At 57.3% G+C, this 16,988-nt stretch carries 19 protein-coding genes; 10 read left to right on the top strand and 9 right to left on the bottom strand.

All coding sequences use genetic code 11. The features are described from left to right. Positions 1-70 precede the first annotated feature (70 nt). The 8 genes from RYZ18_RS07675 (at position 71) to RYZ18_RS07640 (ending at position 7,618) form a co-directional block, all read left to right on the top strand. Positions 71-475, top strand: a complete 405-nt coding sequence (locus RYZ18_RS07675; protein ID WP_317655977.1) for a response regulator transcription factor — start codon at positions 71-73, stop codon at positions 473-475. After that, positions 476-811, top strand: a complete 336-nt coding sequence (locus tag RYZ18_RS07670; protein WP_317655976.1) for a hypothetical protein — start codon at positions 476-478, stop codon at positions 809-811. It abuts the gene before it with no gap. Further along, a complete protein-coding gene (locus tag RYZ18_RS07665) occupies positions 811-3,495 on the top strand; it encodes an ATP-binding protein (protein WP_317655975.1) in 2,685 nt (894 codons plus the stop codon). The genes RYZ18_RS07670 and RYZ18_RS07665 overlap by 1 nt, the downstream gene beginning before the upstream one ends. A gap of 70 nt (positions 3,496-3,565) precedes the next feature. Continuing rightward, positions 3,566-4,651: a FliM/FliN family flagellar motor switch protein gene (locus RYZ18_RS07660; RefSeq protein ID WP_317655973.1), complete on the top strand. Its 1,086-nt coding sequence runs from the start codon at positions 3,566-3,568 to the stop codon at positions 4,649-4,651. Between the two features lie 126 nt (positions 4,652-4,777). Beyond that, a complete protein-coding gene (locus RYZ18_RS07655) occupies positions 4,778-4,951 on the top strand; it encodes an RSP_7527 family protein (RefSeq protein WP_317655971.1) in 174 nt (57 codons plus the stop codon). Positions 4,952-5,146: 195 nt separating this feature from the next. After that, positions 5,147-5,878 (top strand): DUF6778 family protein, encoded by a 732-nt coding sequence (locus RYZ18_RS07650; protein WP_317655970.1) that lies wholly within the window; start codon positions 5,147-5,149, stop codon positions 5,876-5,878. Then, entirely contained in the window at positions 5,868-7,076 is a 1,209-nt protein-coding gene (locus RYZ18_RS07645; RefSeq protein WP_317655968.1) for an RSP_2647 family RNA methyltransferase, read from the top strand. Before RYZ18_RS07650 ends, RYZ18_RS07645 begins: the two co-directional genes overlap by 11 nt. Continuing rightward, complete coding sequence (locus RYZ18_RS07640; protein WP_317655966.1) at positions 7,073-7,618, top strand: RSP_2648 family PIN domain-containing protein; 546 nt, start codon at positions 7,073-7,075, stop codon at positions 7,616-7,618. The genes RYZ18_RS07645 and RYZ18_RS07640 overlap by 4 nt, the downstream gene beginning before the upstream one ends. Here RYZ18_RS07640 and RYZ18_RS07635 read toward each other — a convergent pair. The 4 genes from RYZ18_RS07635 to RYZ18_RS07620 are packed head-to-tail and all read right to left on the bottom strand — an operon-like array spanning position 7,615 to position 10,406. After that, positions 7,615-8,313: a M48 family metallopeptidase gene (locus tag RYZ18_RS07635; protein WP_317655965.1), complete on the bottom strand. Its 699-nt coding sequence runs from the start codon at positions 8,311-8,313 to the stop codon at positions 7,615-7,617. The two genes, RYZ18_RS07640 and RYZ18_RS07635, sit on opposite strands and share 4 nt — an antisense overlap. A 57-nt stretch (positions 8,314-8,370) precedes the next feature. Further along, complete coding sequence (locus RYZ18_RS07630) at positions 8,371-8,544, bottom strand: hypothetical protein (protein WP_317655964.1); 174 nt, start codon at positions 8,542-8,544, stop codon at positions 8,371-8,373. 22 nt (positions 8,545-8,566) lie between these two features. After that, on the bottom strand, positions 8,567-9,970 hold the full coding sequence (locus tag RYZ18_RS07625) for a DUF2927 domain-containing protein (protein ID WP_317655962.1): 1,404 nt from the start codon (positions 9,968-9,970) through the stop codon (positions 8,567-8,569). Further along, a complete protein-coding gene (locus RYZ18_RS07620) occupies positions 9,960-10,406 on the bottom strand; it encodes a GNAT family N-acetyltransferase (protein ID WP_317655960.1) in 447 nt (148 codons plus the stop codon). The genes RYZ18_RS07625 and RYZ18_RS07620 overlap by 11 nt, the downstream gene beginning before the upstream one ends. 356 nt (positions 10,407-10,762) lie before the next feature. On the opposite strand from RYZ18_RS07620, the gene dksA reads away from it, so the two are divergent. Both dksA and RYZ18_RS07610 read left to right on the top strand, forming a co-directional pair. Next, positions 10,763-11,185 carry an RNA polymerase-binding protein DksA gene (gene dksA, locus RYZ18_RS07615; RefSeq protein ID WP_317656682.1) on the top strand — a complete coding sequence of 141 codons (423 nt, stop codon included), beginning with the start codon at positions 10,763-10,765 and terminating at the stop codon, positions 11,183-11,185. Between the two features lie 78 nt (positions 11,186-11,263). Further along, positions 11,264-12,421, top strand: coding sequence for an FAD-dependent monooxygenase (locus tag RYZ18_RS07610; RefSeq protein ID WP_317655959.1), 1,158 nt, complete (start codon positions 11,264-11,266; stop codon positions 12,419-12,421). Here RYZ18_RS07610 and RYZ18_RS07605 read toward each other — a convergent pair. The 5 genes from RYZ18_RS07605 to dtd all read right to left on the bottom strand — a co-directional run bounded on the left by RYZ18_RS07605 (position 12,411) and on the right by dtd (position 16,985). Next, entirely contained in the window at positions 12,411-13,154 is a 744-nt protein-coding gene (locus tag RYZ18_RS07605; protein WP_317655958.1) for a proteasome-type protease, read from the bottom strand. The genes RYZ18_RS07610 and RYZ18_RS07605 overlap by 11 nt on opposite strands. A gap of 60 nt (positions 13,155-13,214) precedes the next feature. Next, positions 13,215-14,018, bottom strand: coding sequence for a transglutaminase family protein (locus RYZ18_RS07600; RefSeq protein ID WP_317655956.1), 804 nt, complete (start codon positions 14,016-14,018; stop codon positions 13,215-13,217). A 7-nt stretch (positions 14,019-14,025) separates the two neighbouring features. After that, positions 14,026-14,967 carry an alpha-E domain-containing protein gene (locus tag RYZ18_RS07595; protein ID WP_317655954.1) on the bottom strand — a complete coding sequence of 314 codons (942 nt, stop codon included), beginning with the start codon at positions 14,965-14,967 and terminating at the stop codon, positions 14,026-14,028. A 22-nt stretch (positions 14,968-14,989) separates the two neighbouring features. After that, a complete protein-coding gene (locus tag RYZ18_RS07590; RefSeq protein WP_317655953.1) occupies positions 14,990-16,417 on the bottom strand; it encodes a circularly permuted type 2 ATP-grasp protein in 1,428 nt (475 codons plus the stop codon). A 109-nt stretch (positions 16,418-16,526) separates the two neighbouring features. After that, on the bottom strand, positions 16,527-16,985 hold the full coding sequence (gene dtd, locus RYZ18_RS07585) for a D-aminoacyl-tRNA deacylase (RefSeq protein ID WP_317655951.1): 459 nt from the start codon (positions 16,983-16,985) through the stop codon (positions 16,527-16,529). Between the last annotated feature and the right edge of the window lie 3 nt (positions 16,986-16,988).

Here is a 16,988-nt window from a genome sequence, read left to right as displayed (position 1 = left end):
TCCATAGGAAAAGCAGCGTGGGACAGAAGGCGCAAACGCCAAGCCCATATCTGCTGTGGGGAGGGACATCATGACGAACCGCATTTTGCTGGTTGAGGATGAGGCCAATATTCTTGAGGCCATCACGTTCATCCTCTCGCGTGCTGGAATGGAGGTGCGCAGCCACGGCAATGGGGCCACCGCCGTGGAGGAGGTCAAACGCTATGGCCCTGATCTGATCGTATTAGATGTCATGCTGCCTGGCAGATCGGGCTTGGATATTCTGCGTGACCTGCGCGCTGATCCAAGCACGGAGGCATTGCCTGTGGTCATGCTGACCGCAAAGGGTCAAGCCAAGGATCGCGAGACGGCGCTTGGGTTGGGGGCGGATGCCTATTTGACCAAACCCTTTTCCAATTCCGAAATGTTGCAACTTTTGACCCAAATTTTGGACGAACGCGGGGCAAAATCAGCCGTGCAAAAAGGATCGGCCTAAATGAGCCCCCCACGCGACACGTCCCGCGCGGCGCCACCTGCGCGCAGGCATTTGTTTCTTGAACGCGAAAGCTATCGCAAGAATCGCCTGCGTGATGCGGCTGCTTTGATGCCTGTCTTTGGGGGATTGTTGTTCTTTGGCCCCGCCTTCATCCTCACCCCGCGCGAGCAACTGGCAGGGGGGATATCATTCTGGCTTGTCTATTTTTTCGCGGTTTGGACAATCTTGATTGTAATCACCTATATTCTGTCGCGCGCGCTGCGCCAGATTGAGCGCGAAGATGCCTCCGCAGACCTCCCAGACCCTGCGGCCGATCCAGCATCGGGGGAGGGGTGATGCTGTCCTTTGACGGGTTGGTCGCGGTTGCGGTTCTGTATGTGGTGGGGCTTTTTGGCGCGGCTTTTTGGGCGGAGAAACGCGCAGCCGAGGGCAAGGCACGTTGGCTGCAATCCCCTGTGACCTATACGCTGTCATTGTCGATCTACACCACCGCATGGACATTTTACGGCGCGGTCGGGTCTGCCGCGCGATCAGGACTTGAGTTTATCACGATCTATCTTGGCCCGACCTTGGTCTTCATCGGATGGTTCTGGATCTTGCGAAAATTGGTGCGCATTGGGCGCACGCAAAGGATCACATCTATCGCGGATATGATCTCGTCTCGATATGGGAAATCGGGGGGATTGGCTGCGATCGTGACCATCCTCATGGTGATCGGGGCCACGCCCTATATCGCCTTGCAGATGCAATCAGTGACGCTGTCTTTCTCTGCCTTTATCACGCCAAATTCAGGGCGCGAGATGGATACAGGCCTGATGGCCATATGGGTTGCGGGGGGGCTTGCGCTCTTTACCATCGTGTTTGGGACGCGCTCTTTGGATGTGAACGAGCGTCACCCGGGTCTGGTTTCCGCTATTGCCCTAGAGGCCATCGTCAAGTTATTCGCCCTGATCGCTGTGGGCGTCTTCGTGGTCTGGGGCGTGGCTTCTGGCCCGATGGATATGTTGGCGCGGATAGATGCAAGCCCGCTTGCCTCGATCTCGTCCAATGGCGCGCGTTGGGTCGGTTTAACACTGTTATCGGGGGCCGCGATTTTGTGCCTGCCGCGGATGTTTCAGGTCTTGGTCGTAGAAAACTCTGACGAGCGGCATCTGGCAACGGCGGCTTGGGCCTTCCCGCTTTATATGCTGCTGATTTCGATTTTCGTGGTGCCAATTGCTGTGGCTGGCCTGCAAGAAATGCCGCAAGGCGCGAACCCTGATTTGTTCGTTCTGACCCTGCCTTTGTCGCAAGGGCGCGAATTCCTAGCCCTGCTTGCGTTTTTGGGCGGGTTTTCTGCTGCCACCTCAATGGTCATTGTGGCGGCCTTGGCCTTGGCTACGATGTTGTCGAACCATATTATTATGCCTGTCTGGCTGCGCGCCACGCGCCACGATGATCCGATGTCTGGCGATATGCGCCGCGTGGCGCTGATGGCGCGGCGGTTTTCGATCCTCGGGATCATGGCGCTGGGCCTTGCCTATTACCGCCTTTCTGGCGGAACCGAGGCTTTGGCCGCAATGGGGTTGATTGCCTTTTTGGGCGTGGCGCAGGTTTTGCCTGCGCTTGCAGGGGGCATATTCTGGCGCGGGGCCACGCGGCTTGGGGCAGGGGCGGGCATTTTGACGGGCTTTGCCGTATGGGCGTGGCTTCTATTGCTGCCAAATGCCTTTGCGGGTGAATTGCTGCATGATGTGCTGACCTTGGGGCCAATGGGAGTGCAATGGCTGCGCCCCAATAATTTCCTTGGCATGGCTGGAACAGACCCGCTCTTGACGGCGATGGTGCTGTCTTTGGGGCTGAACACGGTTGTGTTTATCGTGGTATCTTTGGCAAGCTTCCCGTCCCCGCTAGAGCGCTTGCAGGGCGCGCAATTTGTCAAAGTGTTTGACTACACCCATGCCCCATCGGGGTGGCAGGCGGCGCAGGGCACGGCTGATGATCTTTTGATCATGGCGCGGCGTATTTTAGGGGCGGGGCGCGCGGCGCGTCTGTTTGGGCAGGCGGCCCGCGCGCAGGGGCGGGACAGTGAATTGCCCGATCCAACCCCCGATTTTCTAGAGCGCCTTGAACGGGAACTGGCGGGGTCTGTCGGTGCTGCAACAGCCCATGCGATGGTCGGGCAAATTACGGGCGGCGCAGGCGTGTCGGTGCAAGACCTTCTGGCTGTGGCCGATGAGACCGCGCAGATCATGGAATATTCATCGAAACTTGAGGCGCAATCGGCGGAATTGGCCCGCACCGCGGCGCGCTTGCGTGAGGTGAACCAAAAGCTGACGGAACTCTCTGTGCAAAAAGATGCGTTTCTATCGCAGATCAGCCATGAATTGCGCACGCCTATGACCTCTATTCGCGCGTTTTCTGAAATCCTGATGCAATCTGACGGTTTGGATGACGCGGCGCGGGCGCGGTTCTCGAAGATCATCCATGATGAAAGCCGCCGTCTGACACGGCTTCTGGATGATTTGCTGGATTTATCCGTTCTCGAGAATGGCCATGTCTCTCTGAACCCCAGTGAGGTGCATCTCGCGCGGGTGTTAGAGCGGGCGATTAATGCCACCGCCGCCCTTGAGGAAAGCCATCGCCTTGAGATCATTTACAATGGGACGGAGGAGGCGGGCTTTCGTCTGAACACGGACGCAGATCGTTTGGCGCAGGTCTTTATCAATTTGATTTCGAACGCCCAGAAATATTGCGAGGCAGAGGCCCCGCGCCTCACCATCACCCTGCGCGAGACAGCGCGACATCTTGAGGTGGAATTTGCCGATAATGGTGCAGGCATTCCTGAGCGCCAGAGAAGTTTGATTTTCGAGAAATTCGTGCGCCTTGATGGCACGCGCCCCGCACAAGGCGCGGGGTTGGGTCTGGCCATCAGCCGCGAGATCATGCAGCGCCTTGGCGGGGGGCTGCACTATGTGCCGTCAGAAGGCGGAGCCGTGTTTTTGGTGCGCCTTCCCAAAGCGGAGGCGCGCGCGGCTTAAACTTTGCTCAACCTTTGCGCGGCTATGATCCCCGAAAGGCCGATGAGTTTGGGGGCAGAAAGCGCGCAGGATGACAGAAGGCATTTCAAAAAATCGATCCGATCACACGCGGATCCTGTCCAAAATGCTGGGCCGTGATCTGCCGCGGCAGGCCAGTGCCACGACCCCGCCAGATCCGCGGCAAGAGGCGCGGGTGATCCGTGGGGTGCAGCGGGCCTTGATTGCAGCAGGTGACAGTTACGGCACACTTTCCCCGAATGCATTAGACTCGACCTTTCATTGGGGTCGCGATCTGGGGGATTTGGGCATGGTCATGCCCACAGACGGGTTTGTCGCCCTTCTCGAGGGGCAAGTGCCCGATCAAACTGGTGCAGGAGAAGCTATGATTTACGGCGCGGTGGCGCTGTCCTCGGGCATTGTCGATGCCATGGTCGAGGTTCAGACAACGGGTCGGGTTGAGGCACAAACAGGCCCCGCCCGCCCCGTGACGCGGGTTGATATCGTGTTGGTGCGCGATTTTATCGACCTACTTTTGGCCGGCTGCGCGCGGGAATTCGGCGATTTTCAAGCCCGCGATTGGCCGTTGCGTCTGTCTTTGGGGGAACCTGTAGAAGAACGTCATCGCTTGCCTTTGATTTTGGAGGAGCGGGATTATCACATGTGGAAATTAAGCCTTGAGTTGGGCGGCGGGGTGAAATCGGGGCAGATCGCGTTGATCCTGCCTGTCATTGGGCGCGCCGATGCCGTGGCCCAAGCGCCTAAAAAGCTGCGCAAATTCACCGAGGCAGAGCGGCAGAAATGGCGCGCGGCATGGGGCGCTGCAATTGGCGAGGCTAGCGTTTCGCTTGAGGCCATTTTGATGCGCCGCAAACTGCCTTTTGTTGAGGTTGAGGGGCTGTCTGTCGGCACTGTGCTGCCGTTTACAGATGCAACATTGACCGAAATACGGCTTGAGGATGTGACAGGGCGGGCCGTGTTGCGCGGTCGGTTGGGACAAAAGTCAGGCATGCGCGCCGTGCGCCTTGGCAAAGAAATTACGATGCGCGCGACTGGAGGGCTTGCGCCGCCGCCTGTAGCAGCACCGCCTGTGGTTGACCTGCCTGAGATGCCCACACCGCTTCCGATGGAAGCCGCACCTTTGCCGCCAGGCGCATAGGCTTTTTAATGAGCTATGCGCCTGGCGCATGGCGGGATGATCAAATCGGCAGTGGTAAGTCACCCATGCTGTCCCATATGCTGCATAGCAGAAAGGCTGATGTGACAGCCATATAGGAGAAATGAAATGACAACTGCTTCTGTTTATTCTTTCGCTGATGTTCGCCGTGTAGAGCTTGAAGCCCGCCGTTTGCGCGCTGAAGCGATGAAAGAAATCTTTGGCGCACTCTTTAACGCACTTGGCGCCCCCTTCCGCGCTGTTGCAAAATTGGGCGGCAAACAAGCGGCGCATTTGGCCTAATTTTACGGCCCTCGCCTCGCGGGGCCTCTGCGCGCAGGGGTTTGAGATCAAGAATAGCCTCGGCAATGTGCCGAGGCTTTCTTATTTCCGCCTCATTTATGGGTCATTGGTGCTGAAAACGAGCACAATTCTTGAGGCGCATCTGCGCCTATCTTGGCCACTGCGATAGAGAAGAAACCCAGAATGGGGGAAGATATGTCACGATTGAAAACCGCATTAGGCCTTGTTGCCGTGGCGCTCTCGGCTTCGGCCTGTGTCTCGAACGGGACAGTAACCCGCGAAGCGACCAACGCCTTTGACACATCCACCTTTTTCGATGTTGCCGGAAATGTTTCAAACCCATCGGCACAAACCCAACCCACCCTTGCGGCGTTGATGCGTGAGCGGGGCTGGAGGATCACAGATGTGCGCGTGAATGTGCCGCGCAGCCTTAGTACCTCTGAAGCAAATACCATGAAACCCAATGTCGAACTTTTGTGGCAGGATGAGCCCTATGGGGATCGCTATGCCCAAGTGCGTGACATTCTAGAGCGGCCTATGCGCGGGCTTCTGCCTGCCTTTGAGGGCAGCCGTGAAGTGGTTTTGCAACTCAACGTGTCGTTCTTTCACGCCCAGACACCCTTGGTGCGCAGCACCTTTGGCGGTGAGCATGAGATCGAATTCACCTTTTCGCTTTATGACGCGACAACGGGTGCCTTGGTCTATGGCCCCGCATCACGGGATCTGACCTTTGCCGCTTATGGCGGACGGCGCGCCGTGGAAGCCGAAGCGATGGGTCTGACCCAGCGTGCGCGCATCGAGGCGCGGATGCATGATTGGATGATTTCCGAATTCCGACTACCTTGGCCCCATCAGGCGTCACATTCTGATCTCGCGCCCTCTTTCAGGGCGCGGTATTCTGAGCTAAAGGCGGGGCATGACACATAATCCTTCGCCCCTTCCCGTTTTGCGTCTGCGTCCCAAGGCCGATGCGCGTGCCATCCGCTTTGGTCATCCTTGGGCTTGGGCCGATGATCTGGTGCTCGATCGCCGCAGCCGCGCGATTGCGGCAGGCAGTCTTGCCATTCTAGAGGATGCCGAGCGCAATCCGCTGGCCCTTGGCATCGCGACACCTGAGGCGAAGATTGCTTTTCGGGTTTTGGAGCGCCGCGTGGATGTCGTGATAGATTCTGCGTGGCTGCAGGCAAAGATCCAAGCAGCCCATGACCTGCGCCACAAGATCTATCCCGACCCCTATTACCGCCTGATCCATGCCGAGGGGGATGGGTTGCCAGGTCTGATCGTTGACCGCTTTGGCGACTGTTTGGTGATCCAACCCAATGCGATTTGGCTAGAAGATCGGATTGAGGAGATCGCCACCGCTTTGCACAATGTGACCGGCGCTGAAACGCTGATCAAGAACGGCACGTCCCGCGCGCGCGCCGCGGAAAACCTCCCCGAGGAGATGGTGCAGCTTTCTGGCGCGCCGATTTCTGGGCCATTGCCCGTGGTCATGAACGGGGCCACTTATATGGCCGATGTGATGGGGGGACAAAAGACTGGTCTCTTTTACGACCAACGCCCCAACCATGCCTTTGCTGCGCAATTGGCCAAGGATGCGCGGGTTTTGGATGTATTCTCGCATGTCGGCGGGTTTGCCTTGGCAAGTCTGGCTGCGGGTGCGCGCTCGGCCCTATCGGTTGATGCCTCGCAAGCGGCGCTTGATCTGGCAACGCAAGGGGCCAAGGCCATGGGGGCCGAGGCGCGATTTTCCACCCGCCAAGGGGATGCTTTTGACGTTCTTGAGGCCTTGGCAGGCGAGGCTGCGCAGTTTGATCTTGTCGTGGCCGATCCACCCGCATTTGTGCCATCCAAGCCCGCTTTGGAAAAAGGCCTGCGCGCCTATGAACGCGTTGCACGTTTGTCAGCCCCCTTGGTGGCTGAGGGGGGTGTGCTCATCCTATGCTCTTGTTCGCACGCGGCCGATCTCGAAAAATTCCGCGCCGCGTGTTTGCGCGGCATCGGGCGCGCGGGGCGTGAGGCGCGATTGATCTATACGGGCTTCGCGGGGCCTGATCATCCGCAACATCCAAGTTTGACTGCAACAGGCTATCTGAAGGCTTTGGCCTTCCGCCTGATGCCATGAGGCTTTGTCTGGATGCCTGTGTGCTATACCCCACGGTTCTGCGGGACTGTTTGATGGGGCTTGCGCAGGCAGGGCAGGTGACGCCGATTTGGTCTGATCGCATTCTCGAGGAATGGGCCCGTGCCGCAGAGCGTAATCTAGGGCCTGAGGGGGGTATGATTGCACGCGGCGAAATTGCGCTGCTGCGGGCCAATTTCCCCGCTGCCGTCATCGAGGCGGATTCTGAGATAGAAGCGCGGCTTTACCTGCCTGATCGTGCTGATATTCATGTGTTGGCCACCGCTATCACGGGAAAGGCCGAAGCCATTTTGACCTTCAACCTACGCGATTTTCCGCGGGCTGAATTGGCGGGCCATGATATCGTGGCCCTCCATCCTGACAGCTACCTGTGCGATATCTGGGCGCAGGAACCTGACTTGGTGGCCAAAATTTGCGCGGGCGTGCTGGCGCGCATGAATGATTTGCGCGAGGCGCCATCTGATCTGCGCAAAATGCTAAAGCGTGCGCGCCTGCCAAAATTGGCGAAACGCCTTGCAGATTAGCGGATTTGCCCGCGCCATTTATCTTCGAGGGTTTCGATGGCTTTGATCCGATCAGCCGTGCTTGGATGGCTCATCAGCCACGCCGCCCCCCCGCGCAATCCTCCGCCAGAAAGGGCTTCAAGTTTCCGAAAGAGCGATTTTTGCGGCTCTGTCCCGATGCCGCTTGCCGTCAATAATGAGGCGGCATAGGCATCCGCCTCGTATTCATCGGCACGGCTTAGGCGCGCGGCCAAAAGAGAGGTCAGGATATTGGCCACCCAAATCCCCACCGCCGCAACGGGGATCAACCGCCCCAAAAGGCTGCTGAGGGCAACACGGATTGCATTTTGACCCGAAAAATCAATCATCCGCCGCTTGGTGTGACCCAGTGAGATATGGCCCAATTCATGCGCGATCACCGAGGCCAGCTCTTCGGCGGTGACTTCGCCCGCGCGATATTTTTGATAAAAACCACGGGTAATGAAAATGCGCCCATCCGGTGCTGCAAGCCCATTGATGGCATCAACCTCGTAGAGATGGACAGGAATATCCTCAAGGTCGAGCACCTTGGCCATCCGCTTAGAGATTTCGCGCAGTCGTGGATCGGCCAAACGGGTTGAGCGTTCGTCAAGCTCTCGCTTCAGTCGCCAGCTTGAGAACTGGTAACTGAGCAGCGCATAGCCAATGGCCAAAAGGATCGGGGTCAGCTTCAACATAAGGCTGATATGGCGCGGCCCTGCGCCTCGGACAAGGGGTGCTTATGCAAGGGCTGCCTAAACGGGGGCAGGCACGACCAACATCACAAAATAGCCCAAAGTGAACCCGATCAGCCCGCAAACCGCGCCATAATGCAACAGGTCTAGCTTATTGCCCTTTTTGCGAAAGGCCATAAAGAGGCCGAGGGCAATGCCGCCCAAAAGGCCAAGAAGTGCGGGCAAGGGGATCATGCGAAGCTGTCCTTTTCTCGTCTTAATTGCGCGCGGCTTGAGTTGCGTTTGGAGCGAGATTTGCGATTTCGCCCAAACGAATTTGCATCAGGCTGCGATCCGCAAACCCATAGCGGCCCCATGCGTAGGCTTCAAGCCGTGATCTCTGTGCCTCAGACCCGCGCCCCAATCCTTCGAGTGCTGTTGCGCGCAGCATTGAAAGGCTTGCCAAGAGATGGGCATTTTCACTGCGCCGCGCAATGGGAAGGGCGATTGTGCTTTGCAAAAGTGCTGCGGTCATATCCCCACGCGCAAGGGCCAAGGCCCCGATTTGCATCGCGATATGGGCGCGCTGCACATCGGTATTGGGCAGGCGTTGATATATATCTTGCGCCGATGCAAAGGCCGCTGCGGCACGATCAGGGTCGCGGGCCAAGGCAATCCGACCCAAGGCATAATAGCTAAATCCCAGACGCGCATCGCGCATGTTTGAGCGTTGCGCAATGTTGAGCGCCGCTTGCGCGTGTTCAAGGCGCTGTCCCTCGGGCATATTCGGGCCAAGCGCGCGGCCAATGGCATTTGACCATGCCCGATTGTCGCGGTTGGCCAGATTGATGCTGGAAACAACGCCACCTGTCGGGTTGATCCGCCCCAAAATCGCGGGCAGGCGCGCGGCGACATCGGCCTGACCCATGCCGCTTTGCAAGGACGGGTCATTGAAAATCCGCAGAAACATCATATCGGTCGTGGTGAGCACCGCATGGAAATTGTCATCGTTAAAGACACTGTCGGTCAGGTCATATAGGTCGTTCAATGGCCCCAAAGCCTGCCCCAATTCTTCGTGGAGGCAATCACGCATTTCTTGCAGGCTGGCATCGGCGGGCAGGAAAATAGCCGCGCGGCTTCGGGTGGTGAGGCTCGCCCAATCGGAGGTCACGCGCCCTCTTTGGCGGATGAATTCTTGCCATGTGCTGGCATTGGGCACGACAAAACAGGCCGCTTGAGGCACGGCAGCCGCAATGCGTTCGGAGGGCAGGGCCTCGATTGTGATTTTTGCGGGGCTGTTTGTCCGATACGCGGTTGCGCTGATCGCAATCCCCGCTTCGGTGCGCAGACGGGTCAGTAGGTGCGACAGCTCCCCCTCCAATGCAGGTGGGGCGGAAGGGGCAGGGGCCACCGTAATCGGCCCTTCAAAACGGCTGATCCGTGGGATTTGCCGACCCGATTCCAAAACAAAACTGAGGGCCATGAAATCTTCAGCTAAGGATTGGTTGCTGCGCGAAAAACGGATTGGGTTTGGCGCACCAAAACTTGGCAGATCAGATGTGGATGTGTCCATCGCAGGCGCAAGACGCGCCGCCGCATCATCGTGCGGCATATTGGTCATGCAGGCGCACAGCGTAAGCAGCGCCAAAAGGCCAAAAGCGCGGTGTAATTTATTTCGCATATTTAACAAAGCCCGTATCCGTTGCCACGCGATCATAAAGCCGCCGCGCGGTCGCATTGTGGCTTTGTGTCAGCCAATATACCGAAGGCCGCCCTGCCGCTGCGGCATCGGCGCAGACATGATCAATCAAAGCGGCCCCTATACCCTGCCCACGTGCATCAGGAGCGACAAACAGATCTTGCAGATATGTTACGGGTTCGGCCTTCCACCCGTGAGCGTGAGAGATGACATGAACCAAACCAATCGCGCGCCCATCCTGCCATGCCAACCATGCCATCATATCGCTATACGCAGGGGTGCTGTAGCGGGTAAAGCTGAGATCAATCACCGCCTCGGCGAGGGTGGTTTCGTAGAATGCAAGATAGGCCTTCCACAGCCCCTCCCACGCGCCCCGGTCTTCAGGGCGCAAGGGCAAAATATCGATTGATCTGGGCATATGTTACTCCGACTACCAATTGCTGTTGCGGATGTATCCACAGATTCTGTCGCAAATTTGGCGAAAACTGGTGTTGTTCTGGGTGATAACCCCTGAGGCATTATAGCCGCGACAAATTGCGCGGGCCAAGCCGAATTGGGGCCATTCGCCAGTCCAAAGCGATTTGAGGCGCAGTCAGAAACGGGGTTCTCTATGGGGCCTAGGCGCGCGCCGCTCCGTTCAGGTGATTTTGAGCGGAAAAACCGTCTTTAGGTGGGTGACATTACCCACGCCATCCTGTAAGCGGAGCCCGAGGTGGTCAAATGACGTCTGATGTAAAATCAAAAATCGGGTCAGCCGCCGCTGAGGGGAACGAGATGAAAGCTGAGACCTTTCTTCCAGAAGACTATCGTCCCGCCGAGGACGAGCCGTTTATGAATGAGCGACAGTTAGAGTATTTCCGCAGGAAACTGCTCAACTGGAAAGCTGATCTGCTTGATGAAAGCCGCACAACTGTCACCGCGCTGCAAGATGGCACGCGCAGCATCCCTGATGTTGCGGATCGTGCGAGTGAGGAAACAGACCGTGCGCTTGAATTGCGCACCCGCGATCGTCAGCGCAAGCTGATCACCAAGATTGACGCTGCTTTGCGCCGTATCGAAGAGGGCGAATATGGCTATTGCGAGGTCACAGGCGACCCGATCAGCCTTAAACGTCTGGATGCGCGCCCGATTGCGACCATGACGCTTGAAGCACAAGAGCGCCATGAGCGCCGCGAAAAAGTCCATCGGGACGATTGATTGCGCGCAGCGAGTTTATAAGATTAAAAAAGGCATCTTTTCGGATGCCTTTTTTCTTTGACGGGTGCGAGGCTGAGCATGCTTATCGGGCGCAATATTTTGGTGATTGGGGCAGGTATTGGTGGCTTGGCTGCGGCCTGCTGCCTTGCGCAACGCGGCGCTTCGGTGCGCGTGCTAGAACAGGCCGAGGAAATCCGCGCCTTTGGGGCAGGGCTTCAACTTAGCCCCAATGGGATGGCCACGTTAGCAGGCCTTGGTCTGGCCGAAGAGATCAGCGCGATATCCCCCCGCGCCAATGCCGTATATCTGCGCGATTTTCGCAAAGGGGCGGCGGTGGCGCGTGTGCCCTTATCCCGTCACGGACGCCCATATCACTATGTCCATCGGGCGGATTTGATCGAGATTTTGGCCAATCGTGCCCGTGATCTTGGGGTTGAGATTACCCTTGGCGCGGCTGTGACAGGGGTCGAGGGGCGTGATGTGATTTTGGCCGATGGTCAGCGCGAAACTGCGGATGTGATTGTCGGGGCAGACGGATTGCATTCCCGCATCCGCACCCATCTTGAGCCGCGCGGGCATCCGTTTTTCACGGGCCAAGTTGCGTGGCGCGCCGTGATTGAGGCGCAACAGAGCGATGCGTTGCGCGATGTGCAGGTGTTTATGGGGCCTGCCCGCCATATGGTGATCTATCCGCTTCGGGGCGGCACATTGATCAATATTGTGGCGGTTGAAGAACATGACCAGTGGGTTAAGGACTCGTGGTCGGAGCGGGGCGATCCTGCACAGCTGACGGGCCGATTTGGTGATTTTTGCCCCGAGGCGCGTGCCTATTTAGGCCGCGTGACGGAATGCTATCAATGGGGGTTGTTTCGCCATCCGGTCGCGCGCAACTGGCAAAATGGCCAGATGGTGCTTTTGGGGGATGCAGCGCATCCAACGCTTCCCTTCCTCGCGCAAGGGGCCAATATGGCGTTGGAGGATGCTTGGATTTTGGCCGCGCGCCTGTCCGATACGCATGATCTAACTGGGGCCTTGGCTGAATATGAGGCGCTGCGCCGCCCCCGCACCGCGCGGATTGTTCAGGCGGCCTCGGACAATGCAGACCATTATCATATGCGGCCAAGCCTGTTGCGGGTGGCCGCGCATACAGGGCTACGCATGGTAACGCGCTACGCGCCGCATCTGTTGGCGCAACGCTTTGAGTGGATTTACGGATTTGATCCGACTAAGTCGTAAAGCTATAGGGGGGCAGGCTGTTAAACGCATGCTTTAGCGCATCCCCCCAACCCATTGAAATTACGTTGAAATACGGATCATCTTTTTCGATCCGTGTCATTGTTCCATGCTTCAAGCTATCTGCAGTATAAACATGAAGATCAAGCGGCAGGTTGACCGAAAGATTGGCCTTAATGGTCGAGTCAAAACTCACCATCAAAAGCTTGACCGCATCCTCAAAACTCATTTCGGGATCAAAGGCACGCACCAAAATGGGGCGGCCATATTTCGTCTCGCCAATCTGAAAGAACGGCGTGTCATCGCTGGCCTCGATGAAATTGCCCTCAGGATAAATCAGGAACAGGCGCGGGGGGGCGCCTTTGATCTGGCCGCCCAATATTATGGTTGCGGAAAAGGTCGCCTCTGCCTCAGGCCCATCTTGGCCTGATTGTGTTTTGATCACCTCGCGCAAGGTTTCCCCGACCAATTTGGCGACCTGAAACATCGAAGGCGCTTCGAGGATCGAGGGGTTCCCCCGATCTTCGGCGGGTTTGGCGCGTTCATTCAAGAGGCTGATCACCGCCTGTGTTGTCGCCAAATTGCCCGCGGTCATCACGGTGATGCTACGCTCGCCCGGGCCTTCCCATGTGAACATTTTGCGGAAGGTCGATATGTTATCTACGCCCGCATTCGTGCGCGTGTCTGACATGAATACAAGGCCAGAATTCAGTTTCAAACCAACGCAATAGGTCATCTCGGGGGCTGTCTTTCACCTGTATTTTTGCGCGCGGTCAAGAATCGCGCCTTGTCTTTATTATTGCTGTTGAACCTGAATATCTACTGAAAGCCGCTCGTCTCCCGCGCCGTAGCGCAGGCCAATGATGGGGGCCGCTTCGCGGTAATCGACACCTGAGGCAACGCGCACATAACGCGTATCTGGGCTGATGCCGTTTGAGACGTCAAAACCAACCCATCCCAACCCCTCAATATGGGCCTCTGCCCAAGCATGGCTTGCGTCTTGGTGGATACGGTCTTCCATCATCAAATAGCCCGAAACATAGCGCGCGGGGTATCCCAAAAGGCGGGCGGCTGAGATGAAAATATGGGCGTGATCCTGACAGACACCGCTGCCTGCCTCTATGGCTTCTTCGGCGCTGCTGCCTGCGTGGGTGGGGCCTATGGCATAGGGCACAGCCTCTAGGATACGGGCAGACAGGGTGTGCAGTCGTTCAATATCGCTGAGTTTGGCATCCCTAAGCCCCGCGGTCAGTTTGCGTGTCCCATTGCCCGCGCGGGTCAGATCGGAGGGCTGCAAAAACACCCATAGGGGGACAAGTCCACGATGGGCCCCATGCACGCCCGCAACCTCGTTTGTTTCCATCTCGCCCGTGCAAGTGACCTCAACGGCCTGTGCATCAGGGGAAAAAGAAATCAGCGTTACAAGGTTTTGGTTATGGTCAAGATAGCTGCATTCCACTGTGCCACCCGCGACCTGCATTTGCCAATCCTGCACAGATTGCGCAGGCGTGTTTTGCGGCGTCAGTCGCAATTGCTGAAGCCCGTAAGAGGGCGCAGTGTCAAAACCATAGCTTGTGCGGTGGGACAGTTTTAATCGCATAAGCACCTCATCCGATAAAACGGTAATCGGTTTCGATCTGGCGGCCAAGTGCCGCTAAGTCCTGCAAGAAGGTCAGGATGAACTCGTGCAATCCTTCCTCAAAGACTTGGTCGATGCTGCTTGTGCAAAGCCGCGCATTGAGCCGTGCTGCCATCGCGTGGCAGGGCAGGGTGCTGCCATATTCCGCCTCAAGGTAGCCTAGATTGCTTTGCAATTTACCAAGCGCGAATTTCAGGCTGCGGGGCATGCGCCCGTCAAAGATGAGAAAGTCTGCGATGCCTTTGGGTGTGACCGCCCCTTGGGTCAACCAAGAATAGGCGCGTTGACCCGCCACCGCGCGCAGGATCGTTTCCCATTGCACATTATCAAGGTTTGACCCGATTTGGCTGATAGAGGGCAGCAGGACATAGTATTTCACATCCAAAATACGTGCGGTGTTATCGGCGCGTTCTAGGAATGTGCCAAGCCGCGCAAAATCGAAAACATCATTGCGCAGCATCGACCCGTGCAAGGCACCGCGCACCAGTGCGGATTGCTGTCGCACCAAGGCAATCGTATCGGGTAGGTTTTTATCTGTGGCAGGGCGGGCAAGGGTGCTGCGCAATTGCATATAGGTGTCATTGACCGCTTCCCAGACCTCGCGGGTGAGGGCGGTGCGCACCATGCGGGCGTTTTGGCGGGCTTGGGCCATGCTTGATTGCACAGATGACGGATTGGTCGCATCCCGCAATAGAAAATCCACAACATTGGCTGCATCAGCCGTCTCGTATTTGGTGAAAAACAACTGCTCGGCGGCGGCTGTTTTCAGCAGGCTTTGCCATTCGTCATTGGAACGATCTGGCCGTGTCAGCGCAATGCGCAGGCCCGTCTCAATCAGACGGGTCGTGTTCTCGGCGCGCTCTAAATGGCGGAACATCCAAAACAATCCGCCCGCGGTTTTGCCTAACATGGCCTTTGCCCCCTATGCGCGCTCATTCTTCCAGAACCCATGTGTCTTTCGTCCCGCCCCCTTGGCTGGAATTCACCACGAGTGAGCCTTTCTTCAGCGCCACGCGCGTCAGTCCGCCGGGGGTGATTTCGATGCCATTGGGGCTGACCAAGACGAAGGGGCGCAGATCGACATGGCGAGGGGCAAGCCCCGCTTTGGTCAGGATGGGCACTGTCGAAAGAGCCAAGGTCGGTTGTGCGATGTAATTCGCAGGCCGTGATTTCAGCTTGGCCCGAAACGCCGCCAATTCCTTTTTCGAGGCGGCAGGCCCAACAAGCATTCCATAGCCGCCCGACCCATGCACCTCTTTGACCACCAATTCATCGAGATGGTCTAGCACATAGGCCAATGCGTCCGCCTCAGAGCACCGCCAAGTCGGCACATTTTCCAAAAGCGGCTTTTCGCCCGTATAGAATTCGACAATCTCGGGCATGTAGGAATAGATCGCCTTATCATCGGCAATCCCTGTTCCAGGCGCGTTGGCAATAGTGATGCCGCCTGCGCGATAGACATCCATAATCCCTGGCACACCAAGCAAGCTGTCAGGGTTAAAGCTGAGCGGATCAAGGAAATCATCATCGACACGCCGATAAAGGACATCAATCGGTTTGTAGCCGCGCGTGGTGCGCATGGCGATTTTACCATCCACAACGCGCAAATCGCTGCCCTCGACCAATTCGACCCCCATATGGTCGGCCAAAAACGCATGTTCAAAATAAGCGGAATTATGAATGCCCGGTGTCAGCACGGCCACAGCCCCATCGCCTGAGGCATGGCGCGGCATCGAAGCGCCAAGCGAGCGCCGCAAAGCAAGTGGATAATCCCCAACGCCGCACACCTTTATGCGCCCGAACAGTTCGGGGAACATCTGGAGCATGGTTTCGCGGTTTTCGAGCATATAGGACACGCCCGATGGGGTGCGTGCATTGTCCTCAAGCACATAGAATTGATCCTCGGCCACGCGCACCAGATCAATTCCCACGATATGCGTGTAAACGCCGCCCGGTGGTTCTAGCCCGATCATAGCCTTGAGGAACGCATCGTTTTTGGCAATCAGCTCAATCGGAATGCGGCCCGCGCGGATGATTTCCTGGCGATGATAAATATCGTGCAAAAAGGCGTTGATGGCGCGAACGCGCTGTTCGATGCCGCGCGTCAGACGGGCCCATTCTCGGCCAGAGATAATACGCGGCACGATGTCAAACGGGATCAGACGTTCATCTGCATCAGCGGCACCATAAACGTTGAAGGTGATGCCCGTGCGGCGAAAGAACCGCTCAGCCTCGCCCGATTTGCGGATTAGGTCGCGGCGATCTTCGCCCTCGAACCATCTATGATAGGCCTCGTAAGGCGGGCGCGCCCCGTTATCAGGGCCGAGCATTTCATCAAAAAAGGGGGTGGGGTTTTCCATCTACGCTTACCCAATACCAGTTCCTCTATCGGTGGCGCGATATCGGGGGCTGGGCTAGGGCGCATCGCCTTGCAGCTTGGGGGGCAATGGTTAACTTTGGCTCAAATGCCTAATTTTTAGGCGTAGATGCCTCAGTATCGAGCCAAATGGTAACGGGGCCGTCATTGATCAGCGAAACTTTCATATCTGCACCAAACTGTCCCGTCTCAACTTTGGGGCCAAGCGCGGCAAGGCTTTGCGCGAAATGTTCGTATAGGGCACGCCCCGTCTCAGGGTCTGCGGCCTGCGAAAACCCTGGCCTGTTGCCTGTGCGCGTATCTGCGGCAAGGGTAAATTGGCTCACCACCAGTGCTTCGCCGCCTATGTCCAAAAGTGCGCGGTTCATCTTGCCCGCCTCATCCTTGAAGATGCGCATTTTGGCGATCTTTTGGGCCAAATGTTCGGCCTGCGCTGCCGTGTCACCGCGCATTGCGCAGATCAATATCAAAAGGCCTGCGCCACATTGCCCAATCGTTTCCCCATCCACACGGACGGCAGCCTCACTCACCCGTTGAACCAAGGCGCGCATCGG

The organism is Roseovarius sp. 10, from assembly GCF_033100315.1.
Lineage (GTDB): Bacteria > Pseudomonadota > Alphaproteobacteria > Rhodobacterales > Rhodobacteraceae > M30B80.
Note: the sequence above shows the minus strand (reverse complement) of the source record. Positions and strands in the feature narration are given on the sequence as shown.